This is a genomic window from Stenotrophomonas sp. JAI102 (assembly GCF_013409105.1).
GTDB lineage: Bacteria > Pseudomonadota > Gammaproteobacteria > Xanthomonadales > Xanthomonadaceae > Stenotrophomonas > Stenotrophomonas maltophilia_AA.
On the sequence record NZ_JACCCI010000004.1, the window covers coordinates 389,625 to 410,305 of the forward strand.

Sequence of the window (20,681 nt, forward strand, 5' to 3'; positions counted from 1 at the left end):
AACTCCAGGTGGATGGGGTATCAGGGCTTGGCGGACAGGGTGACCAGACCGAGTTCGGTCGCGCCCTGGGCCTTGCCCGTCTGTGCGGCCGTGACCGGCCAGGTGAAGGGGATCTTGAGCAGTTCGCGGCCGCCGACTTCGCGCACCGCTTCCACCACGAGGGTGTAGTTGCCCGGCGCGAGTGCCTTGAGCGCCGGCTGCCTGTCGTTGAACGACAGCGCATGCTTGCCGACCGGGCGGGTCGGACCGGTCACGCCGTCCACCGGCACCTCCAGGGTGCGGCCGCTCTTGCGCCACCACTGGCGCAGGTCGGGCAGCCACTTGGTGCCATGGCCTTCGCTGTTGCCGGTCTGCTGGTACCAGACCGACAGGTTGGCGGCGACCTTCTGGTCGGCGCCTTCCAGCCACATGGCCACATATGGGCGGTGGTACTCGGCCACGTTGAGCTTGGGCACCTCGACGTTGATGTCCAGGGTGGTGGCATAGGCCGGCGAGGTGGCCAGCAGGCCGCTCAGGGCGATGGTCAGGGTGACGCGCATGGTGCGGCTCCGGGAAGGGAAGGTCAGTGGATGAGGATCAGGGCGATCAGCAGCGGGATCAGCAGGCCCAGGCCGACCAGCGGCCAGGTCATGCGGCGCTGGCGGGCATGCAGGTGCAGCAGGAACAGGCCGGTGATGCAGAACACCAGGCAGGCCACGGCGAAGATATCCAGGAACCAGCCCCAGGCTGGCCCGGCGTTACGCCCTTTGTGCAGATCGTTGAAATAGGACACCCAGCCGCGCGCGGTGGATTCGTACTCCACAGCGCCCGATTCGCGGTCGATGCTCAACCAGGCATCGGCTCCCGGGCTGGGCAGGGACAGGTAGATTTCGCCATCGGACCACTCGGCCGGGCGCCGCCCGATCGAAATGCCGAGCTGCGCATCCAGCCAGCGGGTGGCCACGCGGGGAATCGGTGCGTTGCCATCGGCGCGGTCGCCGAGCTTGCCGAGCAGGTCGGCAGGCAGCGCCAGCTGGCGGCTGACCACCTCCGGCCTGGCTTCGATCCTGGACGCGTGGTTCAAGGTGATGCCGGTCGCGGCGAACAGCAGCATGCCGATCAGGCACACCGCGGAGCTGATCCAATGCCACTGGTGCAGCGTGCGCAGCCAGAAGCCGCGGCGTTGTTGTTGCACGCTGGAAGAGGGAGCGCTGGTGGCCACGGTCGCAGGAGGAAGTGCTGAGGGGCGAATTACACCATTGATGAGAATGATTCGCAATTTGTGGGCAAAAAAAAGGCAGCGGACCGTTGCCGGCGCGCTGCCCGAGGTCAAGTCCGGTGCCTCAGAACTTGGCGTTCACTGAAATCCAGTAGCTGCGACGCTGGTCCTTGGTGGCGTAGTCGTCCACGCAGTTGAATTCGCTGTCGCTGATCAGCACGCAGGACTGCGAGACGAAGTCCTTGTCGAACAGGTTGTTGACCCGCGCGTTGACCGTCAGCCAGGTGTTGATGTCCCAGCTGCCGCCCAGGTGGAAGATCGTGTAGTCCTCGTAGTAGCGGGTCTGCGAGCTGCTCACGCCGCCGACGTTGCTGACCAGCGTGTCGCGGTAACGGTCGTAGCGGCCTTCGCCGATCAGCGACAGGCTGACAGCCTCGCTGATCTGCCAGTTCAGGCTGGCATTGGCCATGTGCCTGGCCGGGTTGCCGGTGATGGGCAGGCCCTTGCCGGTGCCGCTGGTCTGCTCGCTCCTGGTCCAGGTGTAGTTGCCGCGCAGCTGGAGGGTGTCGAGCAGATCGACCTGGGCAGCCGCTTCCACGCCGCGGGTTTCGGCCTTGTCGATGTTCACGCTCTGGCCGAAGGTGCTGTAGCCCAGCTCGGCCCAGCCCGGGCCGATGTCCACGCAGTAGCTGCCATCGTCCGGGGCGACTTCGCAGTTGGCGAAGGTGCCGCCGCTGGCGATCTTGTCATCGAACGTGTTGAGGAAGCCGGTGACGTTGAAACCCCAGCGATCGCCCTCGTAGTACGCGGCGATTTCGTAGTTGGTGCTGGTTTCCGGCTTCAGGTTGGGCGAGCCGACCAGCGGGGTCACGCCCTGGCCACCGAAGCCGACGATGCCCGGGAACAGCTGGTCCGGACGCGGGGTCTTGTAGCCGGTGCTCACGCCGCCCTTGAGGGTCCAGGCATCGTTGGCGTTCCATACCAGGTAGGCACGCGGGCTGACGTGGCTGCCGAAGATGTTGTGGTCGTCATAGCGCACGCCGACGGTGGCGGTCAGGGTGTCGGTCAGCGACCAGTTGTCCTCGGCGAACAGCGCCCACATGCGGTGCTGCTGCTTGACGTTGGTCTTGTAGCCGTTGCCGTCCATGCCGAACACGCCATCGACCATGTCGGTGTCGTTGTACTGGCCGCCGACGGTCAGCTTGTGCGCGCCGAAGGTGAGATCAAGCATCGTGTCCAGCACGTTGCCCTTCAGTTCCATGGTGCGCAGCGGGCGCGGCAGGAAGGCCTGCAGGCGCGCCAGCTCGGCGGCGTTGAGCGCACCCAGCCCGTTGCGCGCGCCGGCCGCGCAGTTGGCGGCGGCGCCGGTGCGGCGGCAGACGTCGTTCCACAGGCCCTGCAGATCCGCGCGCTCGTCCAGTGTCAGCGGCAGCGAGCGGCCGAGGTTGTTGCTGGTGATGTGGGTCAGCGTGGTCTGCCAGGTGCCGAATTCATAGCGGCCCTGGTGGGTCAGCGCCAACTGGTCGCGCTCGTAGCGCTGGTAGGCGGTGTAGCCCACGCGCGGCTGCACCACGCGGCGGCTGACGGTGCCGGTGCCATTCGGGTTGGGGATCGTCGCGTTGCCGACGCGCCACAGGCTGGCGAGGCTGTCCAGGGTGCCGGTCTGGCCTTCGCTGTTGTCGTACTTCTGGCGCGACACGTCGTAGTCCAGCCACAGCTCGTGGTCGTCGTTGACGATGAAGTTCAGGCGCAGGCCGGTGGTCCAGTTGGTGTTGGCCACCGCCTTGCCGCCGCCACCGAAGCCGATGCTGCGCGACCACAGCGTGCCGTCGGGCAGCTGGAGGTCGTCCCATTCCGGGTTGGAGGCGTTGGCGTCGTAGTAGCTGCCGCGCACCGACAGGCCCAGTCGGTCCTTGATCAGCGGGCCGCTCAGGTAGACATCGGTGCTGCGGGCGTCACCGAACTGATCGTCCTGCTGCACGGTGAAGCCCTGGGTGACCGCGCCATGCCACTCGCTCTGGTTGCGGCGGGTGATGATGTTGATTACCCCGCCCATCGCATCCGAGCCGTACAGGGTCGACATCGGGCCGCGCACCACTTCGATGCGTTCGATCGCATCCAGCGGCGGCATGTACGAGAACTGGCCGCCGCCGAAGTTGTTCGGATACAGGTTGCCGGCGTTGCTCTGGCGGCGACCGTCGATCAGCACCAGGGTGTAGTCCGACGGCATGCCCCGCATGGAGAGGGTGGCGCGGCCGTTCTTGTCGGTCGGCTCCATGCCCACGTCGATGCCTTCCACGTCGCGCAGCGCATCCACCAGGCTGGTGTACGGGCGCTTGCTCAGTTCTTCGCGGCTGATCACGCTGATGCTGGCCGGCGCATCGGCGATCTTCTGCTCGAAGCCCGCGGCGGTGACCACCACCTTGTCCAGCGTGGTCGGACCGGCGGCGTCGCCGTTGGCGAAGGCCGGGGCGCTCAGCGCACCGAGCAGGGCGAGGGACAGGGTGCAGCGGGACAGGGACGTGCGACGACGATGGCGCTGGGCCATGGGGGCAACCTCGGAAAGGAGAAAACGGACGCGACGTGGCAGGCCGCAGGGCGGCAGCACGCGCAGGTATCAGGGTCGCCCGGGGCGGGCGGAACACGCAGGACCGGAGGCGGGCGCGATGGCGCCGCCGGCGGTCGGAATCAGCCCTGCGGTGGGGCTTGGCCGCGCTGCACGCGCAGGCCGGGTGCGGCAGGCAGCGGCGTGGCCGGTGCCGAATCGATGGCGGGGACGATCCGTGGCGGCTGTGCCACCAGGGTGGCCATCAGCGAATCCAGGGATTCCACGACCGGCGGCAGTGAAGGCGGCTGCGGTGGCGTCGCGGCAGGGCGCGCGCTGGCGACCCGGCGCGGCTTGGCCGGGGCTTCTTCCTGCGGAGTGGTTTCCCCACCGCCGCCCGGGCGCTCGTCCATCGGCATCTGCAGGACCATGACGGTGCTGCCGGGGGCTGCCCGTTCCAGCACCGGCAGGCCGGTAAAGAGCATCGCCAGCACTGCCAGCCACGCCAGCACCACGGGCAGCGCAGGGCGTTGCCCGCGCACGGCGGTGGCGAAGCTGCGATGGCGGTGAGGGTGGCGCAAAAGGAGGCCCGGTAGCGGCGGACCGGATGTCCGGTGCGCAACGCGCCGAGATTGTAGTGAGATATGTTCCCAGGCGCAAATGGGAATGATTTGCGATTGCGAAAGCCTATGGCGCCAGGCTCAGATCTCGCTCCAGCGTCGCAGGAGATTGTGATACACGCCGGTCAACTGCAGTACGGCCGCGCTGTCGGCACCGGTGGTGCGCAGCGTTTCGATCGCACTGTCCATCTCCAGCAGCGTGCGCCGCGCGCTGTCATCGCGCACCATGCTCTGCACCCAGAAGAATGAGGCCAGCCGCGACCCACGGGTGACCGGGTTGACGCGATGCAGGCTGCTCGAGGGATACAGCACCAGATCGCCGGCGGGGAGCTTCACCTCGTGCTCGCCGTAGGTATCGCTGATCACCAGCTCGCCGCCGTCATAGTCGTCCGGCGCGGTGAGGAACAGCGTGCACGATACGTCCGAACGCAGATGACTGCGCTGTCCGTCCAGCGGGGTGATCATCACCGCCCCATCCACGTGGAAGCCGTACTCGCCGCCGCCCTGGTAGCGGTTGAAGCGGGGCGGCAGAATCCGCAGCGGCAATGCCGCCGCGAAGAACAGCGGATGCCGGTCCAGGGCGCCCAGCACGATCCGGCCCAGCTCGGCCTTCAGCGGCGAGGCGTCGGGCAGTTGTTCATTGCGCTTGACCTGTGCGCCCTGCGCGCCGACGGTCTCGCGCCCATCGGCCCATGCCGCCTCGGCCAGCGCGCGCTGGAGGTGGGCCAGTTCATCGGCGCTCAGTACGTCGGGAACATGCAGCAACATGACAGGGTCCTTGTGCGACGCAGGGGAGGGCTCCCCTGCGCCGGCCGGTGGTCAGAAGCGGACGTCCGCACTGAACAGGACGGTGCGCGGGGCACCCGGGGTGTAACGGTAGCCGCTCTTGTTGATCGCAGCCACGTACTGCTTGTCGAACAGGTTGTATGCGTTCAAGCGCAGCACCAGATGCTCGTTGATCGCATACGAAGCCACCGCATCGTAGACCGTGTAGGACTTGGTGAAGGCCGGGGTACCGACCGCACCGTCCGTGCCGCGATGCATCTGGCCGGCGTAGCGCACGCCGCCGCCGATCGTCAGGCCGGACGGGAAGGCATAGCTGGTCCAGCTGGTGAAGGTGTCGCCCGGGGTGTAGGTCAGGTTGCGGGTGCCGTCGGCGGCGACGTTGGCGCCTTCGTCCACCTCGGTATCCAGATGGCTGTAGCCCGCCGAAACCGACCAGTTGTCGGTGATGCGGCCCACGGTGGAGACCTCGATGCCCTGCACCGACTTCTTGCCGGTCTGGGTGGGGTTGCCCGCATCATCCAGGACCTGCGTGTTGATCTCGTTGCTGACCTCGGTCTTGAACAGCGCCACGTTGAAGGCGAGTGCGTCATCGAGGAAGGCCCACTTGGTCCCCACTTCGATGGTCCTGGCCTTCTGCGGATCCAGGCTCGGGTTGTCGGCGCTGCTGGCGGAGCTGCTCAGCTGGAAGTTGCTGCCGCCCGGCGGCTGCTGGGAGAGGGCGTAGTTGGCGTACAGGCTGACGATGTCATCGACCTTGTAGACCGCGCCAAGCTTCCAGTTGAGCAGGGTGTCCGAATGTTCCAGCGAGGGATTGGCGATCACCGTGCCGACCGGGTTGGCGCCACAGGCCGGACCACGGCCGCCGCACACCGACGCACTCTGGTACTCGGTCGTGTAGTGGTCCGCGCGCAGGCCCGCGGTGACCAGCAGGCTGTCGCCGAAGTTGAGGGTGTCGAACAGATAGACCGAGGAGGTGGTGGTCTTGCCGTGGCTGTCGGCGCCGTTGTGTGCCCAGGTCAGTCCGGTCGCGTTCCAGTCCGGGGCATACAGGTTGGCCGGCGACCAGGTGGTGCCACCGGTGGCGGCCTGGCCGAAGCTCTTGAGCTCCTCGCGGGTGAATTCCAGGCCGGCGCTCAGGTTGTGCACGATCGCCCCGGTGGTGATGTCCGCGCGCAGGTTGAGCTGGTCGGTCAGGATCGTGTTCTGCTGGTCCTTGAAGGTCGGCAGGCTGCGCGCGATGGTGTAGCTGGCGGGATCGGCCGGGTTGGTGAAGCGGATGTTGCCGGTCGGTGCGCCATTGGCACCGCGCGTGCCGGTACCCATGAACGCGGTCAGCAGGTAATCCTGGTCGGTGCGGCCCCAGCGGGCGGTGTTGGTCACGCGCACGGCGTCGTTGACGTCGTGCTCGATGCGGAACGTCGCCATCTTCGCGGTGACATCGTCGTGGTCGGCGCGGGTGCCGTAGAAATTCTCCGGATCGACCGGCTGGCCGGCCAGCCGCTCCAGGCTGGGCTGCGGCGTCCAGCCCGGCAGGCCCAGGGTCGGCACGCCGCCGTCGGGCACGTTGTCCTGGTCCACGTAGAGCAGGTTGAGGAAATAACGGGTGCTGGTGCCGAGGCCGAACGCCAACGACGGTGCGATGCCCCAGCGGCGGTTGTTGACGTGGTCGCGGCCGGGCTGGTCGCTGTCCTGCCACATCGCATTCACCCGCAGCGCACTGGTCGCGCCGAGGGCCTGGTTCCAATCGGCGGTGCCGCGCTGCTGGCTGTCGGTACCGGCCGAGACCGTGCCCGACACGGCGTTGTGCAGGTTGGCCTGTTTGCTGACCATATTGATCGCACCCGTCGGTGCCGAGCGTCCGTTGTCAGTGCCGGCCGGGCCCTTGGCCACCTCCACCTGCTCGGTATTGAACACATCCCGCGAGATCGAGCCGAGGTCGCGCACGCCATCGACGAAGATGCTGCTGGAGGTGTCGAAGCCGCGCATGAAGATGCTGTCGCCGGTGTTGGTGTTGCCGTTCTCACCCACGTAGAACGTACCCACCCCCGGGCTGTTGCGCAGCGCATCGGTCAGCGTGGTCGCACCCTGCTGGTTGAACAGGTCGCTGGTGATCACCTGGATCGTCTGCGGGGTGTCCTGCAGCGACTGGGTGAACTTCGGGGAAGCGACCTTGTCGGCCTTGAAGCCGCGCACGCCGCGCACATCGATCTGATCCAGGGTCTGCGGCGTATTGCCGCTGGACTGTGCGTGTGCGATGACTGGCAGGACAGCCAGGCTCAGCCCGGTGACCAGGCCGGCAGTGGCGCGGCCGGCAACGGTGCGCGGAAAGGAAGAATGCTTGCGGCTCTTGATCATGGTGTGGACGATCCGGGAAGGGAAAGACAGGCGGCGCGGTGTGCGCGGGGCACAGCGACAGGCAATGGAGAAGCGGGCACGCGAAGCTGTTCGCACTGCGCACAGGCGCAGGCACGGCACGCCCCACGCGGTGCGCGGGGCAGGGATCAGGCGTGGGGAGGCGCGTGGCCGGGGTTGAGCCGCAGCGAAGGTTCCAGCCGCTGCCGCCGCAGCGCATCGGACGGCCACAACGGGACCAGGGCCGTCCAGGCGGTACGCCGCTGACGCAGGGGCATGCCGACGTGGCTGAGTTCGGGATCGGGGCCGGACTCGGCGGCCGGCAAGGGCTCTGCCGCCGGGAGTTCGGGCAGCGGCGTATCCGGGGCGGTCGCCGTCGGCGAGAGGTCCCAGGCGAGCGAGGTCTTTGCCGGCGCGTTGCCTGGCTCAGCGCCGACCGGCGTTCCGCTCAGCCCGCGGCACGCCAGCAGCACCACGCAGAGCGTGGCCCACAGGGCGAGAGCACCAAGAAGAGAGCGGTGGGCGGACACGGGCTACCGGACAGGCGCGACCGGCTGGCCGCAATGCCTATCGTAATAGGAATAATTCGCGTTTTCAAAACGCCGGCGTTCAGCCCGGGTCAGTCGCGGTCGTCGCGGGCCCAGACGGCGTCGTGTTCCCGCTTGACCGGGAACTTCGCCACCGGTGAGTAGGCCGGGGCGCACAGCGCGGCGCCGTCGCGGATGTCGAAGCGGGCCCCGTGCAGGACGCACTCGATGCTGGCCTCGCCGGTATCGAAGGTGCCCGAGGACAGCTCGAACTCGTCGTGGGTGCACTGGTCTTCCAGCGCGTACAGCTCACCGTCCAGGTTGAACACCACGATCGGCGTGCCGGTCACTTCATCGAAGGTGCTCTTCATTTCGCCGGGCAGCAGCTCGGCGCTGGCGCAGACGAAGGTCCAGGTTTCGCTCACGCGGGCACCACCAGCGGCTTTTCCAGGATCTCGAAGCGCAGATCGTCGCGCTTGGGAATGCCGAACCGCTCGTCGCCGTAGGGGAAGGGCTTCTTGATCCCCGTGCGCTGGTAGCCCCGGCGCTCATAGAAGGCGATCAGCTCGTCGCGGATGTCGATCACCGTCATCTGCATGACCGATACGCCCCACTCGCGTGCGGCGTGGGCTTCGGCGGCCAGCATCACCTGCTTGCCGATCCCGCCGCCCTGCTGGGCCGGATCCACCGAGAACATCCCGAAGTAGCCCTTGCCGTGGTCATCGGCCACATGCGCGCACGCCAGCAGCTGGCCGTCGCGCTCGGCGAGCAGGATGGTGCTGCGCGGGCGCTCGAGGTCGGCCTGCAGGCCCTGCGCGTCGATGCGGGCGCCATCAAGGATGTCGGCCTCGGTGGTCCAGCCGGCGCGGCTGGCATCGCCCCGGTAGGCGGAGGTGACAAGGGTGATCAGGGCGGGGATGTCGGCCGGCGTGGCGGCGCGGTAGGTCAGGGTGCTCATGCCGACATTCTAGGCGCGGCAGGCGGGCACGGGGAGGGGGCGGTGTGCCGCGACAGCGACCGCGACCGCTCATGGGTGACGGTAGTGCCGAGCCATGCTCGGCAGCCTCCGACATTTCAACCCCCCGTATCCAATCACCACGCACCACTAACCGAACGATAAAAAAGAAACGTCAGAGAATTCCTACATCCTGAGACGCAGTTATCGAAATTCACAGCGCCGCTTGTAAGAATCATTGAAATACGCCCGACATTTTGATTAAGCGCTTGACCCATCGCGCAGCGTCATTCATAACTACGCAACATCGGGTCGCCGGTATCCGCGCTGTGGTCATGCCTGGTGAGCTCCTTCAATTTGAGCCTGTGCCATGAATCGAATGATCTATTTTCCGATTATCTTTGTGTTCGCATGTTCGGCCTGTAGCGACGCCACGGAAATTCAGGAGTTCTACGATGCACTGCGATCAGAAGACTCGTCGCTATTAGACGCGAAGTTGGCGCAAGGTGTTGACGTGAACAATGCGCGCTTGGATGGCTGGCGTCCATTGCCATTCAGTGTCGCTAACAGAAAGGCGGTGTCGGCAGTGTGGCTGTTAGAAAATGGTGCGGGCGCGAACTCGATGGATGGCGGTGGAAATAACGCAATATTTTGGGCCGTCAAAGTCAGGGATGAGCGCTTGATCACCTTGTTGCTTCACAGGAGGGCGAGCCCTTGTCAAGCTGGGGTAAATGGTGAGACAGCTATGTCCATGGCTGCCGAGTATGGAAATGTGGCACTTTTAAAGGAATTGGGGCGCTGTCAAGATGAGCATTGAACTTCCAACGGTCAAGTCGAATTGACTGGAATTTACGTTGGCTAGTCAGGCTCAAGGAGCGGGGTGTTGGCCCAGGGAAGTAATGTTAGCGACCACGGATATGGAAATAGAAAGTGAGCAAAATCCTGCTAAATATTTCGTTGCGGGTGTGGCATCCAGCTCTCCCGCATGATTCGATCTCTGATCGGATAGGTCTTCCTGAGAGATTCGCTCATACCGCAGGGGACGCGAGAACTTCTCCCTCTGGATCTCCCTTGGATGGAGTCTATGAGGGTACTTATGTATCAATGCAGATGGTGAGAAAAAAAACGGTAGAGCTCGGTGATGAGATCGAGAGCTGCTACAGCATCATCGAGGTGCATGCTGATTTCATCAAGAGCATTGTGGATACTGGAGGAAAGGTGGAGTTTTATGTAAGTGCTTTCCTCAAGGATCTCGGTGGATTTGAGCTCGATTCGCTGCTACTCAAGCGATTGGCAGACACGGGAATAGGATTTGCTATTGAGCTTTATCCCGAAGAAGCTTAGTAAGCCCATAGTGGGCGCAAACCGGGTGCGTTCTGCCGTATCGCACTGCATCGTTACGGGGTCATCGGTATCGCCGTCGTTCCGGGATGGGGATGGGATGGGCAGCGCCGATGGCGTCGCAGCAGAACGAGCGCCTGTGCTCGGTGCGCCGCTACACCGCACCCATTGAAGAGATGCGCGCCCCCAACGCGATTGGAATGGCGCGATGAATCGACCAACGATAGTTCATTGAAATACTGCGTTGGCGCAGGCCTTCAGGCGCGCCTACGATGGCTTGGCTGCCTTTAAAACACGGTGGGTGACGCAATCGCATCGCTTACATCGGGGCACTGGCGAGGCGTCGTGTGGTGCTGCCATTCCCTTCTGTTTCTCTGGTGCCTTATCGATGAAACGGTACTCGCTGCTGTGTCTATTGTTGCCTGCCCTGGTCGCGTGCCAGAACGCCCCGCCCACCGATTCTGTCTACTTGTCTGCCGATGAAAAGGCGGCGGTGCTCGCGATGGCGAAGACCGATGACCTGGCGGCGATCAGGCGCTTGATCGCCCATTACGAAGCCGGCCCTGCCGAAGCGGTGGCGGTGGAGAACTGGCGGGCGCGCGCGCGCAAGCTGGGCGACCCGCAGGAGCTGTACCACCACGCGGCGCGCCGTTTCGCGCAGGCGCAGGATGAGCCCGATCCGGAGCAGCGCGCGGCATTTTTTGCAGAGGCACTGGCCGCAGCACAGAAGTCGCATGCCGGCAGTGGCGATCCGTCAACGATGCTGTTGGTCGCGCAGATCGAGCGTGCGCAGGAGCAGGACGCACTGCCGGTGCCCTCGCCCGACGTGGATCGAAGTCAATAACCAAGGGGTCGTCTGAGCACGCGATGGCGCAGCAACGCCGGTCGTGCAGCGTGGCGCCAATGCAGAACGCCGCGATCTCTCGCGGCGTTCTGCAGGGTCCCGCCCGGTGCCGCAGGCTCAGCCCAGCAGCTTGCGCACCTTGTTCAGCGCCACGATGAAGCGTTCGATTTCTTCATGCGTGTTGTAGAACGCCAGCGACGCCCGGCAGGTCGCCGCCACGCCGTAGTACTGCAGCAGCGGGTGCGCGCAGTGCTGGCCGGACCTGACCGCGACGCCTTCCAGGTCGAGCAGGGTGGCCAGGTCGTGCGAATGCGCGCCGTCCACCAGGAAGGAGACCACCGCCGCCTTGTCCGGCGTGGTGCCGAAGATGCGCAGGCCGTCGATCTTGTTGAGCTCTTCGGTGAAGTGCGCCAGCAGCTCGCCTTCGCGGGCTTCCACGTGCTCCAGGCCCAGCGACTCCAGGTAGTCCACCGCCACACCCAGCCCGATGAAGCCGGCGATGTTCGGGGTGCCGGCTTCGAACTTGTGCGGGGCATCGTTGAACACGGTGCCCTCGAAGCTGACTTCCTTGATCATCTCGCCCCCGCCGAGGAACGGCGGCATGGCATCCAGGTGCTCGCGCTTGGCCCACAGCGCACCGGTGCCGGTCGGGCCGCACATCTTGTGGCCGGTGATGGCGTAGAAGTCGCAGCCGATCGCGGGGATGTCGACCTTGCGGTGCGGCACGGCCTGCGAGCCGTCCACCACCGTGATGATCCCGCGCTTGCGGGCCTCGCGGCAGATCTCGCGGACCGGGTTGACCGTGCCCAGTACGTTGGACACGTGGGCGACCGCGAGCAGCTTGACCTCGGGGGTCATGGCCCTGCGCAGCGCGTCCAGGTCCAGCGCGCCGTCCGGGGTGATCTCGGCCACGCGGATGGTCGCGCCGGTGCGCTGGGCGACCAGCTGCCACGGCACGATGTTGGCATGGTGCTCCATGCGCGAGACCAGGATGACATCACCGGCCTTCAGCCGCGGCAGCGCCCACGAATACGCGACCAGGTTGATCGCGAAGGTGGTGCCGCTGCACAGCACCAGCTCGCTGGCGCGTACGTTGAGGAAGCGCGCCAGCTTGTTGCGCGCGCCCTCGTAGGCATCGGTCGCTTCGGTGCCGAGTGCATGCACCGCGCGGCTGACGTTGGCGTTGTAGCGGCGGTAGAACTCGTCCACCGCGCCGATCACCTGCACCGGCTTCTGGCCGGTGTTGGCGTTGTCGAAGTACACCAGCGGCTTGCCGTGCACTTCGCGCATCAACAGCGGGAAGTCCAGGCGCACGCGGTCCCAGTCGGGCGCGGCGCCGGTATCGGCGACCGGGCGCGGCGTGGACAGGTTCATGCGACGCCCGCCAGGGCCAGCGCGTGGCTGAGCTGGGCGGTGAGCTGCTCGGTCAGGCGTGCGTCGAGGACGTTCAGCGGTTCATGGCAGAACGCCGCGCTCAGCAGCTGCTGCGCGCGATCGGCCGGCAGGCCGCGTGAGCGCAGGTAGAACAGGGCATTCGCATCGAGCTGGCCGACCGTGGCGCCGTGCGCGGCCTTCACTTCGTCGGCATCGATCACCAGCGTGGGCTGGGTATCGATCTCGGCGTCGGCGGAGAGCAGCAGGTTCTTGTTGGACAGGTTGGCGTCGGTGCCATCGGCGCCTTCGCGGATGTGGATGCCGCCGTGGAAGACCACGCGGCTGCGGTTGGCCGCCACGCCACGCCAGACCATTTCCGAGCTCGTGTCGCGTGCGATGTGCTCGATGCCCAGGCGGGTGTCGACATGGCGACGGCCGTTGCCGAGCAGCACGCCGTTGGCGGTCAGCTGGGCGTTGTCGCCTTCCAGGCGGACGTTGAGCTCATGGCGGCTCAGCGCGGCGCCCAGCTCCAGATCGACGCGGCGGTACTGCGCGTTGCGGGCCAGCACGGCGTCGGTGCGCAGCAGCGAGGTGGCGCGGGTGGCGTCGGCCTGCACGCGGGCATGCGAGAGCACGGCGTCCTGCGCGAGGTGGACGTGCACCAGGGTGTTGTCCAGGTGCGCGGCATCCCCGACATGCAGGTGATGCTCGACCACGCCCAGCGCGGCACCGCTGCGCAGTTCGATCAGGTGGCGGTGGTGCCAGGACAGATCGGCATCGCCGGCCACGCTGATGAAGACCAGCTGCAGCGGCGCCTCGACCTGCACGCCTTCCTCCACGCGCAGCAGCACGCCTTCATCGGCAAGCGCGGCGTTGAGGCGGGCGAACACTTCCTCGCTGCGCTCGAATCGGCGGCCAAGGAAGCGCGCGGCTTCATCGCCGGCAGCCAGCGCCGAGGACAACGTGGACAGCTGTACGCCGGCCGGCACTGCCGCGACATCGCTCAGCGCGCCGGACGGCCGGCCGTTGACGAACACCAGCCGCGGCGACGGAATGTCGGCCAGCAGGGCGGCATCGACCACGGCCGGGGCGAGCGGCGCGGGATGGAAGCTGCGGCGCTCCAGCTGGCGCAGCGAGGTGTATTTCCAGGCTTCGGTACGCGGGCCGGGCAGGCCGGCCTGCAGCGCGGCGTCCAGCTCGGCGCGACGTGCATCGCTGCCGCAGAAGCCGCTGGCGAGGGAATCGAGCAGGGCGCTCATCAGACCGCTGCCTCCGGCACCACGCGGTCCTTCAGGAAGTGGTAGCCGTGGGCTTCCAGTTCCAGGGCCAGTTCCGGGCCGCCGCTCTGCACGATCTTGCCGTCGGCCAGCACATGCACCACGTCCGGCTTGATGTAGTCGAGCAGGCGCTGGTAATGGGTGATCACGATGAACGAACGGTCCGGCGAACGCAGCGCGTTGACGCCGTCGGCCACGCTCTTGAGCGCATCGATGTCCAGGCCGGAGTCGGTTTCATCCAGGATCGCCAGCTTCGGCTCGAGCACGGCCAGCTGGAAGATCTCGTTGCGCTTCTTCTCACCGCCTGAGAAGCCTTCGTTGACACCACGGTGCAGCAGCTCGTCCTTCAGGTGCAGCACGGCCAGCTTCTGGCGGACCAGCTTGAGGAACTGCATCGAATCCAGTTCCTCTTCGCCGCGCGCCTTGCGCTGGGCGTTGAGCGCGGCGCGCAGGAAGTAGGTGTTGTTCACGCCGGGAATTTCCACCGGGTACTGGAAGGCCAGGAACAGGCCGGCGGCGGCGCGTTCTTCCGGGGCCAGATCGAGCAGATCCCTGCCTTCGAACTGCACGCTGCCTTCGCTGACGTCATAGCCTTCGCGGCCGGCCAGGACATTGCCCAGGGTGGACTTGCCGGCGCCGTTGGGGCCCATGATGGCGTGCACCTGGCCCGGCTTCACATCGAGCGAGAGGCCCTTCAGGATGTCTTTTTCGCCGATGCGTGCGTGGAGGTTGTCGATCTTCAGCATGTCGATAATCGTCTTGTCAGATAGGGGAACTGGAGGCAGCGCGACTCAGAGGTCGTATTCGCTGCGCTCGAGGAATTCGTTGCGCAGGTAAGCGGTACGCGTGGTGGTCAATGCCGCCTTGGCGCCGGAGTACAGCATCGGGTACATCGAGCCGTACAGGAAACGCGGATTCTCATCCGCGCCCACCGGGTAGCGCGCTTCCAGGTCGGCGTCACGCAGCTGCACCCACAGCCGCTGTGCCGCTTTCACCTTCGCCAGCGCCACGGGCTCGCCGGCAAGCCGGGTCACGATCTGGCGGTAGACGGCATTCAATTCGGCATCGGCCTTCTTGAATTCCTGGTCGGCGCAGGCATTGAGTTCGAGCTGATTGCCGCCGGGATTGCACACCACGTCCTGCGCGAACGCCGGTGCCGCCGCGCACAGCAGCACGGCCAGGGTGAGCAGGCGCTTCATCCGACCGAGCCTTCCAGGCTGACGTCCAGCAGCTTCTTGGCTTCCACCGCGAACTCCATCGGCAGCTCGCGGAAGACCTGCTTGCAGAAACCGTCGACGATCATCGAGACCGCGTTTTCCTGGTCGATGCCGCGGGCGCGGCAATAGAACAGCTGGTCGTCGGAGATCTTGGACGTGGTGGCTTCGTGCTCGACCGTCGCGCTGGGATTCTTCACCTCGATATAGGGGAAGGTGTGCGCGCCCGACTTCTTGCCGATCAGCAGCGAATCGCACTGGGTGTAGTTGCGCGCACCCTCGGCGCCGCGCTCCATCTTGACCAGGCCGCGGTAGGTGTTCTGCCCGTGGCCGGCGCTGATGCCCTTGCTGACGATCTTGCTCTTGGTGCGCTTGCCGATGTGGATCATCTTGGTGCCGGTATCGGCCTGCTGACGATGGTGGGTCAGCGCGACCGAGTGGAACTCGCCGACCGAATCATCGCCGAGCAGCACGCAGGACGGGTACTTCCAGGTGATCGCCGAGCCGGTCTCGACCTGGGTCCAGGTGACCTTGCTGCGCGCGCCACGGCATTCGGCACGCTTGGTGACGAAGTTGTAGATGCCGCCCACGCCGTTCTCATCGCCCGGGTACCAGTTCTGCACCGTGGAGTACTTGATCTCGGCATCTTCCAGCGCGACCAGCTCGACCACCGCGGCGTGCAGCTGGTTCTCATCGCGCATCGGCGCGGTGCAGCCTTCCAGGTAGGACACGTACGCCTTGTCCTCGCAGATGATCAGCGTGCGCTCGAACTGGCCGGTATGGCCGGCGTTGATGCGGAAGTAGGTGCTCAGCTCCATCGGGCAACGCACGCCCTTGGGGATGAACACGAAGCTGCCATCGGAGAACACCGCCGAGTTGAGCGCGGCGAAGTAGTTGTCGCCGACCGGGACCACGGTGCCCAGGTACTGCTTGACCAGTTCCGGGTGTTCCTTGATCGCTTCGGACATGGAGCAGAAGATCACGCCCTTCTCGGCCAGTTCCTTGCGGAACGTGGTGCCGACCGAGACCGAATCGAACACCGCATCCACGGCCACGCCGGCCAGCCTGGCGCGCTCATGCAGCGGCACGCCGAGCTTGTCGTAGGTGTCCAGCAGTTCCTTGGGCACATCGTCCAGCGAGGCGTACTTCGGGCCCTTCGGCGCGGAGTAATAGCTCAGCGCCTGCAGGTCGATCTGGGCGATCTGCAGCTTGGCCCAGTCCGGCATCGGCATGGTCAGGAAGTGGCGGTAGGCATCCAGGCGCCACTGCGTCATCCATTCCGGCTCGTCCTTCTTGGCCGAGAGGGCACGGATGGTGTCCTCGTCCAGGCCGGGCGGCAACGAGTCTGATTCGATGTCCGTGATGAAGCCCGCCGAATACTTGCGGCCGAGCTGCTCATGGATCTCGCGGTTGGGGGTATCGCCGGTGGCGACGGTATCAAGGGTATCGGTGGCCATGGGGGCTGCCTGATCAGGAGACGACATCCGCCGCGATCGCGCGGCGGTGGGCGTCAACAAGGGGAAGAGGGGGCAGGATCTGCGCCAGGGTGACCGCGCGCAGCGCTTCGGACACCACGTCGTTGATCATCCGCCAGCTGCTGCGCGCGCCACACTGCAGCTCGCGGCCGCACTGGCTGTGGTCGTGGGCGCACTCGGTCAGGCCAAGCGGCCCTTCCATGGCTTCCACGATCTCGAACAGCGTGATCTGGTCCGCCGCGCGGGTCAGCCGGTAGCCGCCGCGGACGCCGCGCAGGCCTTCGACCAGACCGGCCTGGGCCAGTGGCTTGAGCAGTTTGCTGACAGTCGGCGGTTCCAGACGGGCAAACTCGGCCAGTTCAGTCGCACTGAGCACCTCGCCCGGACGGGCGGCGAGCACGGTCAACACGACGGTGGCGTAATCGGTAAGCTTGGTGACGCGGAGCATGGTGGGGTGCAGAACCATAAAGCGGACTGAAATTGTACGCTTTTCTCAGGCGGCATCCAACCCGCCCGTTCAGGCGCCCGCAGGGCGGCCTTGGACGCCTATTGGACCGCATCGCTTTGGCAATCACAAAGATTAAGCGAGAATCGGGGCTTCCCACCGCAACGGTCAGCCAGATGCCCAAGAAGATCCAGGCCCGCAAGTCCACCATCCATGGCAATGGCGTGTTCGCGCTGGCGCCGATCAAGAAGGGCGAGCGGGTCATCCAGTACAAGGGTCTGCTGCGCAGCCACGCCGACGTGGATGCCGACGACACCGGGGATGTGGAGAGCGGTCATACCTTCCTGTTCACCCTCAATGACGACTACGTCATCGATGCGAACTACAAGGGCAACGACGCGCGCTGGCTCAACCACAGCTGCGACCCGAACTGTGAGGCCGTGATTGAAGAAGCCGAGGGCGACAACCGGCGCGAGGACAAGGTCTTCATCGAGGCGATCAAGGACATCAAGCCGGGCGATGAGCTGACCTACAACTACGGCATCACGCTGGCCGAGCGCCACACCGCGCGCCTGAAGAAAATCTGGGAATGCCGCTGCGGCTCGAAGAAGTGCACCGGCACCATGCTGCAGCCCAAGCGCTGATCCCGCTGGTAGCCACCGACCGTGGGTCGGTGGCTGCGCCGACACGCTGTGCACATCGTGGTCACCGTCGCCCAATGCGCGCGTGGCCACACTGGGCGCTCCTACTTACTGGAGCCGCTCCATGGCACACGCACTCAACGGCAAGCACGTCGCGATCCTCGCCACCGATGGTTTCGAGCAGTCCGAGCTGCAGGAACCCAAGCGCCTGCTGGAATCCTGGGGGGCCTCGGTCAAGGTGATCGCGCCTGGCGACGCCAGCCAGATCCGCGGCTGGAAAGACAAGGACTGGGGGGAGAACGTGAAGGTCGATGCGCCACTGAAGGGCGCCAAGGCCGACGATTACGACGCGCTGGTGCTGCCGGGCGGTGTGATCAATCCCGACAAGCTGCGCATCGACACCGACGCGATCGCCCTGATCAAGGCATTCGGTGCGGCAGGCAAACCGGTCGCGGCGATCTGCCACGGCCCGTGGCTGCTGGTCGAGTCGGGCCTGGCCAAGGGCCGCAAGGTCACGTCCTGGCCCTCGCTGAAGACGGATCTGGGCAACGCCGGCGCCGAATGGACCGATGCCGAGGTTGTCGTGGATGGTGGCCTGATCACCAGCCGCAAGCCGGGCGACATTCCGGCGTTCGCCGATGCGGTGGCCAACGCGTTGGCCGGTTGAGCGTATAGGCACCGATTGAGCGTGCAGGCACCGACCGTTGGTCGGTGCCATCCCGGTTATTTGCCCAGCACCCCGGCCGGCACGAGTGCGCCGAGATCCTGGTTGAAGGTGACCACCAGCTTGCCGTTCTCGACCTGGGCCGACTGCACCTGCAGCGCGCCGAGCAGGGCGCCCACGCTCGGGTCGATCTTGTAGATCGGCTCGCGCTGGGCGTAATCGGCGAGCCAGGCGTTGAGCAGGCTGCGCGTGCGTGAATCCAGCTTGCCGCCGTTGTTGGCCGGGGTGAAGTCATCGACCGTCGGCTCCTGCAGATGGAAGCCCTGGGTCTGCGCGTCATAGCGCAGGCCGCTGCTGAGCTTCACCTTGCCCAGCGGTGCCGGGCTGCTGCCGGCCGTGGCCATGGCCACATCGAAGCCCAGGTCCAGTCGGCTGCCCTGCGGCAGGGTCAGCTGCGGGTGACTCATCGTCATCGCGATCAACCCGCCCAGCGCGTTCTGGGTACGCGGGAAACTGCCATCGAGATACTGCTGCACATCTGTGGCACCGACCGACAACTGGCGGCCGGAGACGCTGGGCGCGGCCTGCGCGCCGATGGCGGCGGCGAGCAACACGGTGCAGGCGGCGAGGCGGGACAACAGCGGGCGAACATTCATGGCGGCAGGCCGTGGGGAGTGAGAGGCCAACAATAGCGCGTGCGGCTGAATCCAGCTTTGACGTACGCGCCCGTAGATCAACGTCCTTTCCGCTGCGGTCAGTTCATCACCGGCTGGATCGAGGCGCCATGGATTTCCCAGCCGCTGCCATCCACGCGGGGCTGCAGCCGATACCAGCCCTCGAAGCGCAGCGTGCCGCTTGCCGTGCCGACCCGGATCTGGACCGGGACTTCGCGCAGCCGCGAGGGCGTGGCCGTGTCGCGGGCGATCGGCGCCTGGGTCTTGATGCGCAGCCCGCGGAACCCGGGCAGTACACGCAGGACCGCGTCGTCGGGATGGCCACCCGGACCGCCGCCGGTCCATTGGGCATCGGCGGTGGCGAGGTCGCCCTGCGCCAGGGCGCTGATGTAGCGGTGGACCACCGCGGGCTCATCCAGCGCGTCGGCAGCCACCGCGCTGGGGGCGGCGGCGATCGGCGTGGAGAGGGGCGGTGATGGCGATGCGTCCTCGCCCGACGCCTCTGCTGCTGCGGCGCTGTCCGCCGCCACGACGGCATCGGGCGCAGGGGCATGCGGCTGGCAGGAGCAGCCGTGCAGGATCAGCAGCGGCAGTAACAGGACGGCACGGCGCATGCAGGAGTCTCCCCGGAGAGCCCCGAGTGTAGCGCCGCAGCGGGCGCCCGGTTCAGGGCGCGCCCTGGATCGATTCCAGCGCGGCCAGTACCTCGTCCAGCTGTGGCTGCAGCACGGTCAACGGATGGTCGGGTTCGTCGGCGTGGCGCCGGGCGAGATCGCGCAGCAACTGGGTGGCGACGATCGCCGCGGCACGCTCGTCACCGCTGAGTCCGGTGGTGCGCCGTGCGGTTTCCAGCAGGCGCATCCAGTCCTGCTGCGCGCGATGTTCCAGCTCGATGGTGCAGCGCCCGCTGCACTGCAGGCCGTCCTTTTCGATCGGGGTGACGGTGATGCGGTAACGCTGGGAAGAAGAGCTGGCCATGGCTGCCTGCACGGTGGGGGACAAGGCCACCATAGGCTGCGATCCGTAGCGCGACGACAGGCGCGGTCGCACGCAGTGTTCCACCCTGTGCGTTCCGGTGGGTTCTGCCATGCCGTGGATCACGGCAGGACAGGCATCTGCGCGGGAAGCAGGCGGCGCGAACGTCTTTGGAAACGCTGTGTTTCGCTGCGACTCGAATGGCAGAACCTTCAAAAAAAGACGGGACGGCATATGCCGTCCCGTCCGGGTGCTGCAGGAAGCGCGCGGATTAGAGCGCAGCGTCCTTGAGCTTCTTGAGCGGACGCACCTTCAGCTTGGTGGAGGCCGGCTTGGCGGCGAACCACTGCTCTTCCTTGGTGAACGGGTTGATGCCCTTGCGCTTCGGCTTGGCCGGCACGCTGACGGTGGAGATCTTCAGCAGGCCCGGCAGGGTGAAGCTGCCAGCGCCCTTCTTGTGCACCGAAGCGGCGACGGCGCCTTCCAGCGAGGCGAGCACGGCGCGCACGTCCTTGGCGACAACGCCGGACGCTTCAACGATGTGTGCAACCAGACCAGACTTGCTCAGCACTTCCTTGATCGGCTTGGGAGCGGCCGGCTTCGCGGCTGCCTTCGTAGCGACTTTCTTTACTGCCTTCTTCGGGGCAGCCTTCTTAGCGGTCTTTGCCATGGTTTCCTGTTCCGTGAACGGTTGGTTGTTTGGTCGCGCCGAACCCCGTCGGCAAGCGAAATGTAGGGCAACTATGGGGCGCCGCCAATAGGCAAACGCATAAA

24 protein-coding genes are annotated in these 20,681 nt (G+C 66.0%); 5 read left to right on the forward strand and 19 right to left on the reverse strand.

Annotated features, from left to right (window positions below; all coding sequences use genetic code 11):
• Positions 1 to 20: 20 nt before the first annotated feature.
• From HDC96_RS16990 to HDC96_RS17030, 9 genes are all read right to left on the reverse strand, one after another.
• Complete coding sequence (locus HDC96_RS16990) at positions 21 to 539, reverse strand: DUF2271 domain-containing protein (RefSeq protein WP_179460966.1); 519 nt, start codon at positions 537 to 539, stop codon at positions 21 to 23.
• 23 nt (positions 540 to 562) lie between these two features.
• A complete protein-coding gene (locus HDC96_RS16995) occupies positions 563 to 1,201 on the reverse strand; it encodes a PepSY-associated TM helix domain-containing protein (RefSeq protein ID WP_179460967.1) in 639 nt (212 codons plus the stop codon).
• Between the two features lie 121 nt (positions 1,202 to 1,322).
• Positions 1,323 to 3,746 (reverse strand): TonB-dependent receptor, encoded by a 2,424-nt coding sequence (locus HDC96_RS17000; protein ID WP_179460968.1) that lies wholly within the window; start codon positions 3,744 to 3,746, stop codon positions 1,323 to 1,325.
• A 140-nt stretch (positions 3,747 to 3,886) separates the two neighbouring features.
• Positions 3,887 to 4,324, reverse strand: coding sequence for a hypothetical protein (locus HDC96_RS17005; protein ID WP_179460969.1), 438 nt, complete (start codon positions 4,322 to 4,324; stop codon positions 3,887 to 3,889).
• Between the two features lie 120 nt (positions 4,325 to 4,444).
• Entirely contained in the window at positions 4,445 to 5,131 is a 687-nt protein-coding gene (locus tag HDC96_RS17010) for a Fe2+-dependent dioxygenase (protein WP_179460970.1), read from the reverse strand.
• A 51-nt stretch (positions 5,132 to 5,182) separates the two neighbouring features.
• Positions 5,183 to 7,504, reverse strand: a complete 2,322-nt coding sequence (locus HDC96_RS17015) for a catecholate siderophore receptor Fiu (RefSeq protein ID WP_179460971.1) — start codon at positions 7,502 to 7,504, stop codon at positions 5,183 to 5,185.
• A 146-nt stretch (positions 7,505 to 7,650) separates the two neighbouring features.
• On the reverse strand, positions 7,651 to 8,031 hold the full coding sequence (locus HDC96_RS17020) for a hypothetical protein (protein WP_179460717.1): 381 nt from the start codon (positions 8,029 to 8,031) through the stop codon (positions 7,651 to 7,653).
• Between the two features lie 89 nt (positions 8,032 to 8,120).
• Entirely contained in the window at positions 8,121 to 8,453 is a 333-nt protein-coding gene (locus HDC96_RS17025) for a non-heme iron oxygenase ferredoxin subunit (protein ID WP_176990811.1), read from the reverse strand.
• Complete coding sequence (locus HDC96_RS17030; protein WP_179460972.1) at positions 8,450 to 8,986, reverse strand: GNAT family N-acetyltransferase; 537 nt, start codon at positions 8,984 to 8,986, stop codon at positions 8,450 to 8,452. Before HDC96_RS17030 ends, HDC96_RS17025 begins: the two co-directional genes overlap by 4 nt.
• 367 nt (positions 8,987 to 9,353) lie before the next feature.
• On the opposite strand from HDC96_RS17030, the gene HDC96_RS17035 reads away from it, so the two are divergent.
• The 3 genes from HDC96_RS17035 to HDC96_RS17045 all read left to right on the forward strand — a co-directional run bounded on the left by HDC96_RS17035 (position 9,354) and on the right by HDC96_RS17045 (position 11,168).
• On the forward strand, positions 9,354 to 9,800 hold the full coding sequence (locus HDC96_RS17035) for an ankyrin repeat domain-containing protein (RefSeq protein WP_179460973.1): 447 nt from the start codon (positions 9,354 to 9,356) through the stop codon (positions 9,798 to 9,800).
• A 113-nt stretch (positions 9,801 to 9,913) separates the two neighbouring features.
• On the forward strand, positions 9,914 to 10,327 hold the full coding sequence (locus HDC96_RS17040) for a hypothetical protein (protein ID WP_179460974.1): 414 nt from the start codon (positions 9,914 to 9,916) through the stop codon (positions 10,325 to 10,327).
• Between the two features lie 241 nt (positions 10,328 to 10,568).
• On the forward strand, positions 10,569 to 11,168 hold the full coding sequence (locus tag HDC96_RS17045) for a hypothetical protein (RefSeq protein ID WP_179460975.1): 600 nt from the start codon (positions 10,569 to 10,571) through the stop codon (positions 11,166 to 11,168).
• Between the two features lie 117 nt (positions 11,169 to 11,285).
• Here HDC96_RS17045 and HDC96_RS17050 read toward each other — a convergent pair whose 3' ends face one another.
• From HDC96_RS17050 to HDC96_RS17075, 6 genes are read right to left on the reverse strand one after another with little or no spacing between them, the layout of a single operon-like run.
• The gene (locus HDC96_RS17050; protein WP_179460976.1) at positions 11,286 to 12,542 is read right to left on the reverse strand and encodes a cysteine desulfurase; all 1,257 of its coding nucleotides are present in this window, start codon (positions 12,540 to 12,542) and stop codon (positions 11,286 to 11,288) included.
• Positions 12,539 to 13,801 (reverse strand): Fe-S cluster assembly protein SufD, encoded by a 1,263-nt coding sequence (gene sufD, locus HDC96_RS17055; protein ID WP_179460977.1) that lies wholly within the window; start codon positions 13,799 to 13,801, stop codon positions 12,539 to 12,541. Before sufD ends, HDC96_RS17050 begins: the two co-directional genes overlap by 4 nt.
• The gene (sufC, locus tag HDC96_RS17060) at positions 13,801 to 14,565 is read right to left on the reverse strand and encodes a Fe-S cluster assembly ATPase SufC (protein WP_179460978.1); all 765 of its coding nucleotides are present in this window, start codon (positions 14,563 to 14,565) and stop codon (positions 13,801 to 13,803) included. The genes sufD and sufC overlap by 1 nt, the downstream gene beginning before the upstream one ends.
• Before the next feature lie 45 nt (positions 14,566 to 14,610).
• A complete protein-coding gene (locus tag HDC96_RS17065; protein WP_176990806.1) occupies positions 14,611 to 15,018 on the reverse strand; it encodes a lysozyme inhibitor LprI family protein in 408 nt (135 codons plus the stop codon).
• A complete protein-coding gene (sufB, locus tag HDC96_RS17070; protein ID WP_179460979.1) occupies positions 15,015 to 16,490 on the reverse strand; it encodes a Fe-S cluster assembly protein SufB in 1,476 nt (491 codons plus the stop codon). Before sufB ends, HDC96_RS17065 begins: the two co-directional genes overlap by 4 nt.
• A 13-nt stretch (positions 16,491 to 16,503) precedes the next feature.
• Positions 16,504 to 16,956 carry an SUF system Fe-S cluster assembly regulator gene (locus tag HDC96_RS17075; protein WP_026070170.1) on the reverse strand — a complete coding sequence of 151 codons (453 nt, stop codon included), beginning with the start codon at positions 16,954 to 16,956 and terminating at the stop codon, positions 16,504 to 16,506.
• Between the two features lie 173 nt (positions 16,957 to 17,129).
• On the opposite strand from HDC96_RS17075, the gene HDC96_RS17080 reads away from it, so the two are divergent.
• Together HDC96_RS17080 and HDC96_RS17085 are read left to right on the forward strand one after the other, a co-directional pair.
• Entirely contained in the window at positions 17,130 to 17,597 is a 468-nt protein-coding gene (locus HDC96_RS17080) for an SET domain-containing protein-lysine N-methyltransferase (RefSeq protein ID WP_176990804.1), read from the forward strand.
• A 121-nt stretch (positions 17,598 to 17,718) separates the two neighbouring features.
• A complete protein-coding gene (locus HDC96_RS17085; RefSeq protein ID WP_179460980.1) occupies positions 17,719 to 18,261 on the forward strand; it encodes a type 1 glutamine amidotransferase domain-containing protein in 543 nt (180 codons plus the stop codon).
• A 56-nt stretch (positions 18,262 to 18,317) separates the two neighbouring features.
• Here HDC96_RS17085 and HDC96_RS17090 read toward each other — a convergent pair whose 3' ends face one another.
• From HDC96_RS17090 to HDC96_RS17105, 4 genes are all read right to left on the reverse strand, one after another.
• On the reverse strand, positions 18,318 to 18,914 hold the full coding sequence (locus HDC96_RS17090) for a DUF1439 domain-containing protein (protein ID WP_179460981.1): 597 nt from the start codon (positions 18,912 to 18,914) through the stop codon (positions 18,318 to 18,320).
• A 98-nt stretch (positions 18,915 to 19,012) separates the two neighbouring features.
• On the reverse strand, positions 19,013 to 19,546 hold the full coding sequence (locus HDC96_RS17095) for a hypothetical protein (protein ID WP_179460982.1): 534 nt from the start codon (positions 19,544 to 19,546) through the stop codon (positions 19,013 to 19,015).
• A 52-nt stretch (positions 19,547 to 19,598) separates the two neighbouring features.
• The gene (locus tag HDC96_RS17100) at positions 19,599 to 19,910 is read right to left on the reverse strand and encodes a DUF3861 domain-containing protein (protein WP_257018781.1); all 312 of its coding nucleotides are present in this window, start codon (positions 19,908 to 19,910) and stop codon (positions 19,599 to 19,601) included.
• Positions 19,911 to 20,178: 268 nt separating this feature from the next.
• Positions 20,179 to 20,577 (reverse strand): HU family DNA-binding protein, encoded by a 399-nt coding sequence (locus HDC96_RS17105; RefSeq protein ID WP_019185677.1) that lies wholly within the window; start codon positions 20,575 to 20,577, stop codon positions 20,179 to 20,181.
• Positions 20,578 to 20,681 lie beyond the last annotated feature (104 nt).

Excerpts from the sequence above, each read along its gene's own strand:
- HDC96_RS16990 (WP_179460966.1), bottom strand. The coding sequence starts at position 539 with ATGCGCGTCACCCTGACCATCGCCCTGAGCGGCCTGCTGGCCACCTCG.
- HDC96_RS17000 (WP_179460968.1), bottom strand. The coding sequence starts at position 3,746 with ATGGCCCAGCGCCATCGTCGTCGCACGTCCCTGTCCCGCTGCACCCTG.
- HDC96_RS17010 (WP_179460970.1), bottom strand. The coding sequence starts at position 5,131 with ATGTTGCTGCATGTTCCCGACGTACTGAGCGCCGATGAACTGGCCCAC.
- HDC96_RS17015 (WP_179460971.1), bottom strand. The coding sequence starts at position 7,504 with ATGATCAAGAGCCGCAAGCATTCTTCCTTTCCGCGCACCGTTGCCGGC.
- HDC96_RS17030 (WP_179460972.1), bottom strand. The coding sequence starts at position 8,986 with ATGAGCACCCTGACCTACCGCGCCGCCACGCCGGCCGACATCCCCGCC.
- HDC96_RS17035 (WP_179460973.1), top strand. The coding sequence starts at position 9,354 with ATGAATCGAATGATCTATTTTCCGATTATCTTTGTGTTCGCATGTTCG.
- HDC96_RS17050 (WP_179460976.1), bottom strand. The coding sequence starts at position 12,542 with ATGAACCTGTCCACGCCGCGCCCGGTCGCCGATACCGGCGCCGCGCCC.
- sufD (WP_179460977.1), bottom strand. The coding sequence starts at position 13,801 with ATGAGCGCCCTGCTCGATTCCCTCGCCAGCGGCTTCTGCGGCAGCGAT.
- sufC (WP_179460978.1), bottom strand. The coding sequence starts at position 14,565 with ATGCTGAAGATCGACAACCTCCACGCACGCATCGGCGAAAAAGACATC.
- HDC96_RS17065 (WP_176990806.1), bottom strand. The coding sequence starts at position 15,018 with ATGAAGCGCCTGCTCACCCTGGCCGTGCTGCTGTGCGCGGCGGCACCG.
- sufB (WP_179460979.1), bottom strand. The coding sequence starts at position 16,490 with ATGGCCACCGATACCCTTGATACCGTCGCCACCGGCGATACCCCCAAC.
- HDC96_RS17075 (WP_026070170.1), bottom strand. The coding sequence starts at position 16,956 with ATGCTCCGCGTCACCAAGCTTACCGATTACGCCACCGTCGTGTTGACC.
- HDC96_RS17080 (WP_176990804.1), top strand. The coding sequence starts at position 17,130 with ATGCCCAAGAAGATCCAGGCCCGCAAGTCCACCATCCATGGCAATGGC.
- HDC96_RS17085 (WP_179460980.1), top strand. The coding sequence starts at position 17,719 with ATGGCACACGCACTCAACGGCAAGCACGTCGCGATCCTCGCCACCGAT.
- HDC96_RS17090 (WP_179460981.1), bottom strand. The coding sequence starts at position 18,914 with ATGAATGTTCGCCCGCTGTTGTCCCGCCTCGCCGCCTGCACCGTGTTG.
- HDC96_RS17095 (WP_179460982.1), bottom strand. The coding sequence starts at position 19,546 with ATGCGCCGTGCCGTCCTGTTACTGCCGCTGCTGATCCTGCACGGCTGC.
- HDC96_RS17100 (WP_257018781.1), bottom strand. The coding sequence starts at position 19,910 with ATGGCCAGCTCTTCTTCCCAGCGTTACCGCATCACCGTCACCCCGATC.
- HDC96_RS17105 (WP_019185677.1), bottom strand. The coding sequence starts at position 20,577 with ATGGCAAAGACCGCTAAGAAGGCTGCCCCGAAGAAGGCAGTAAAGAAA.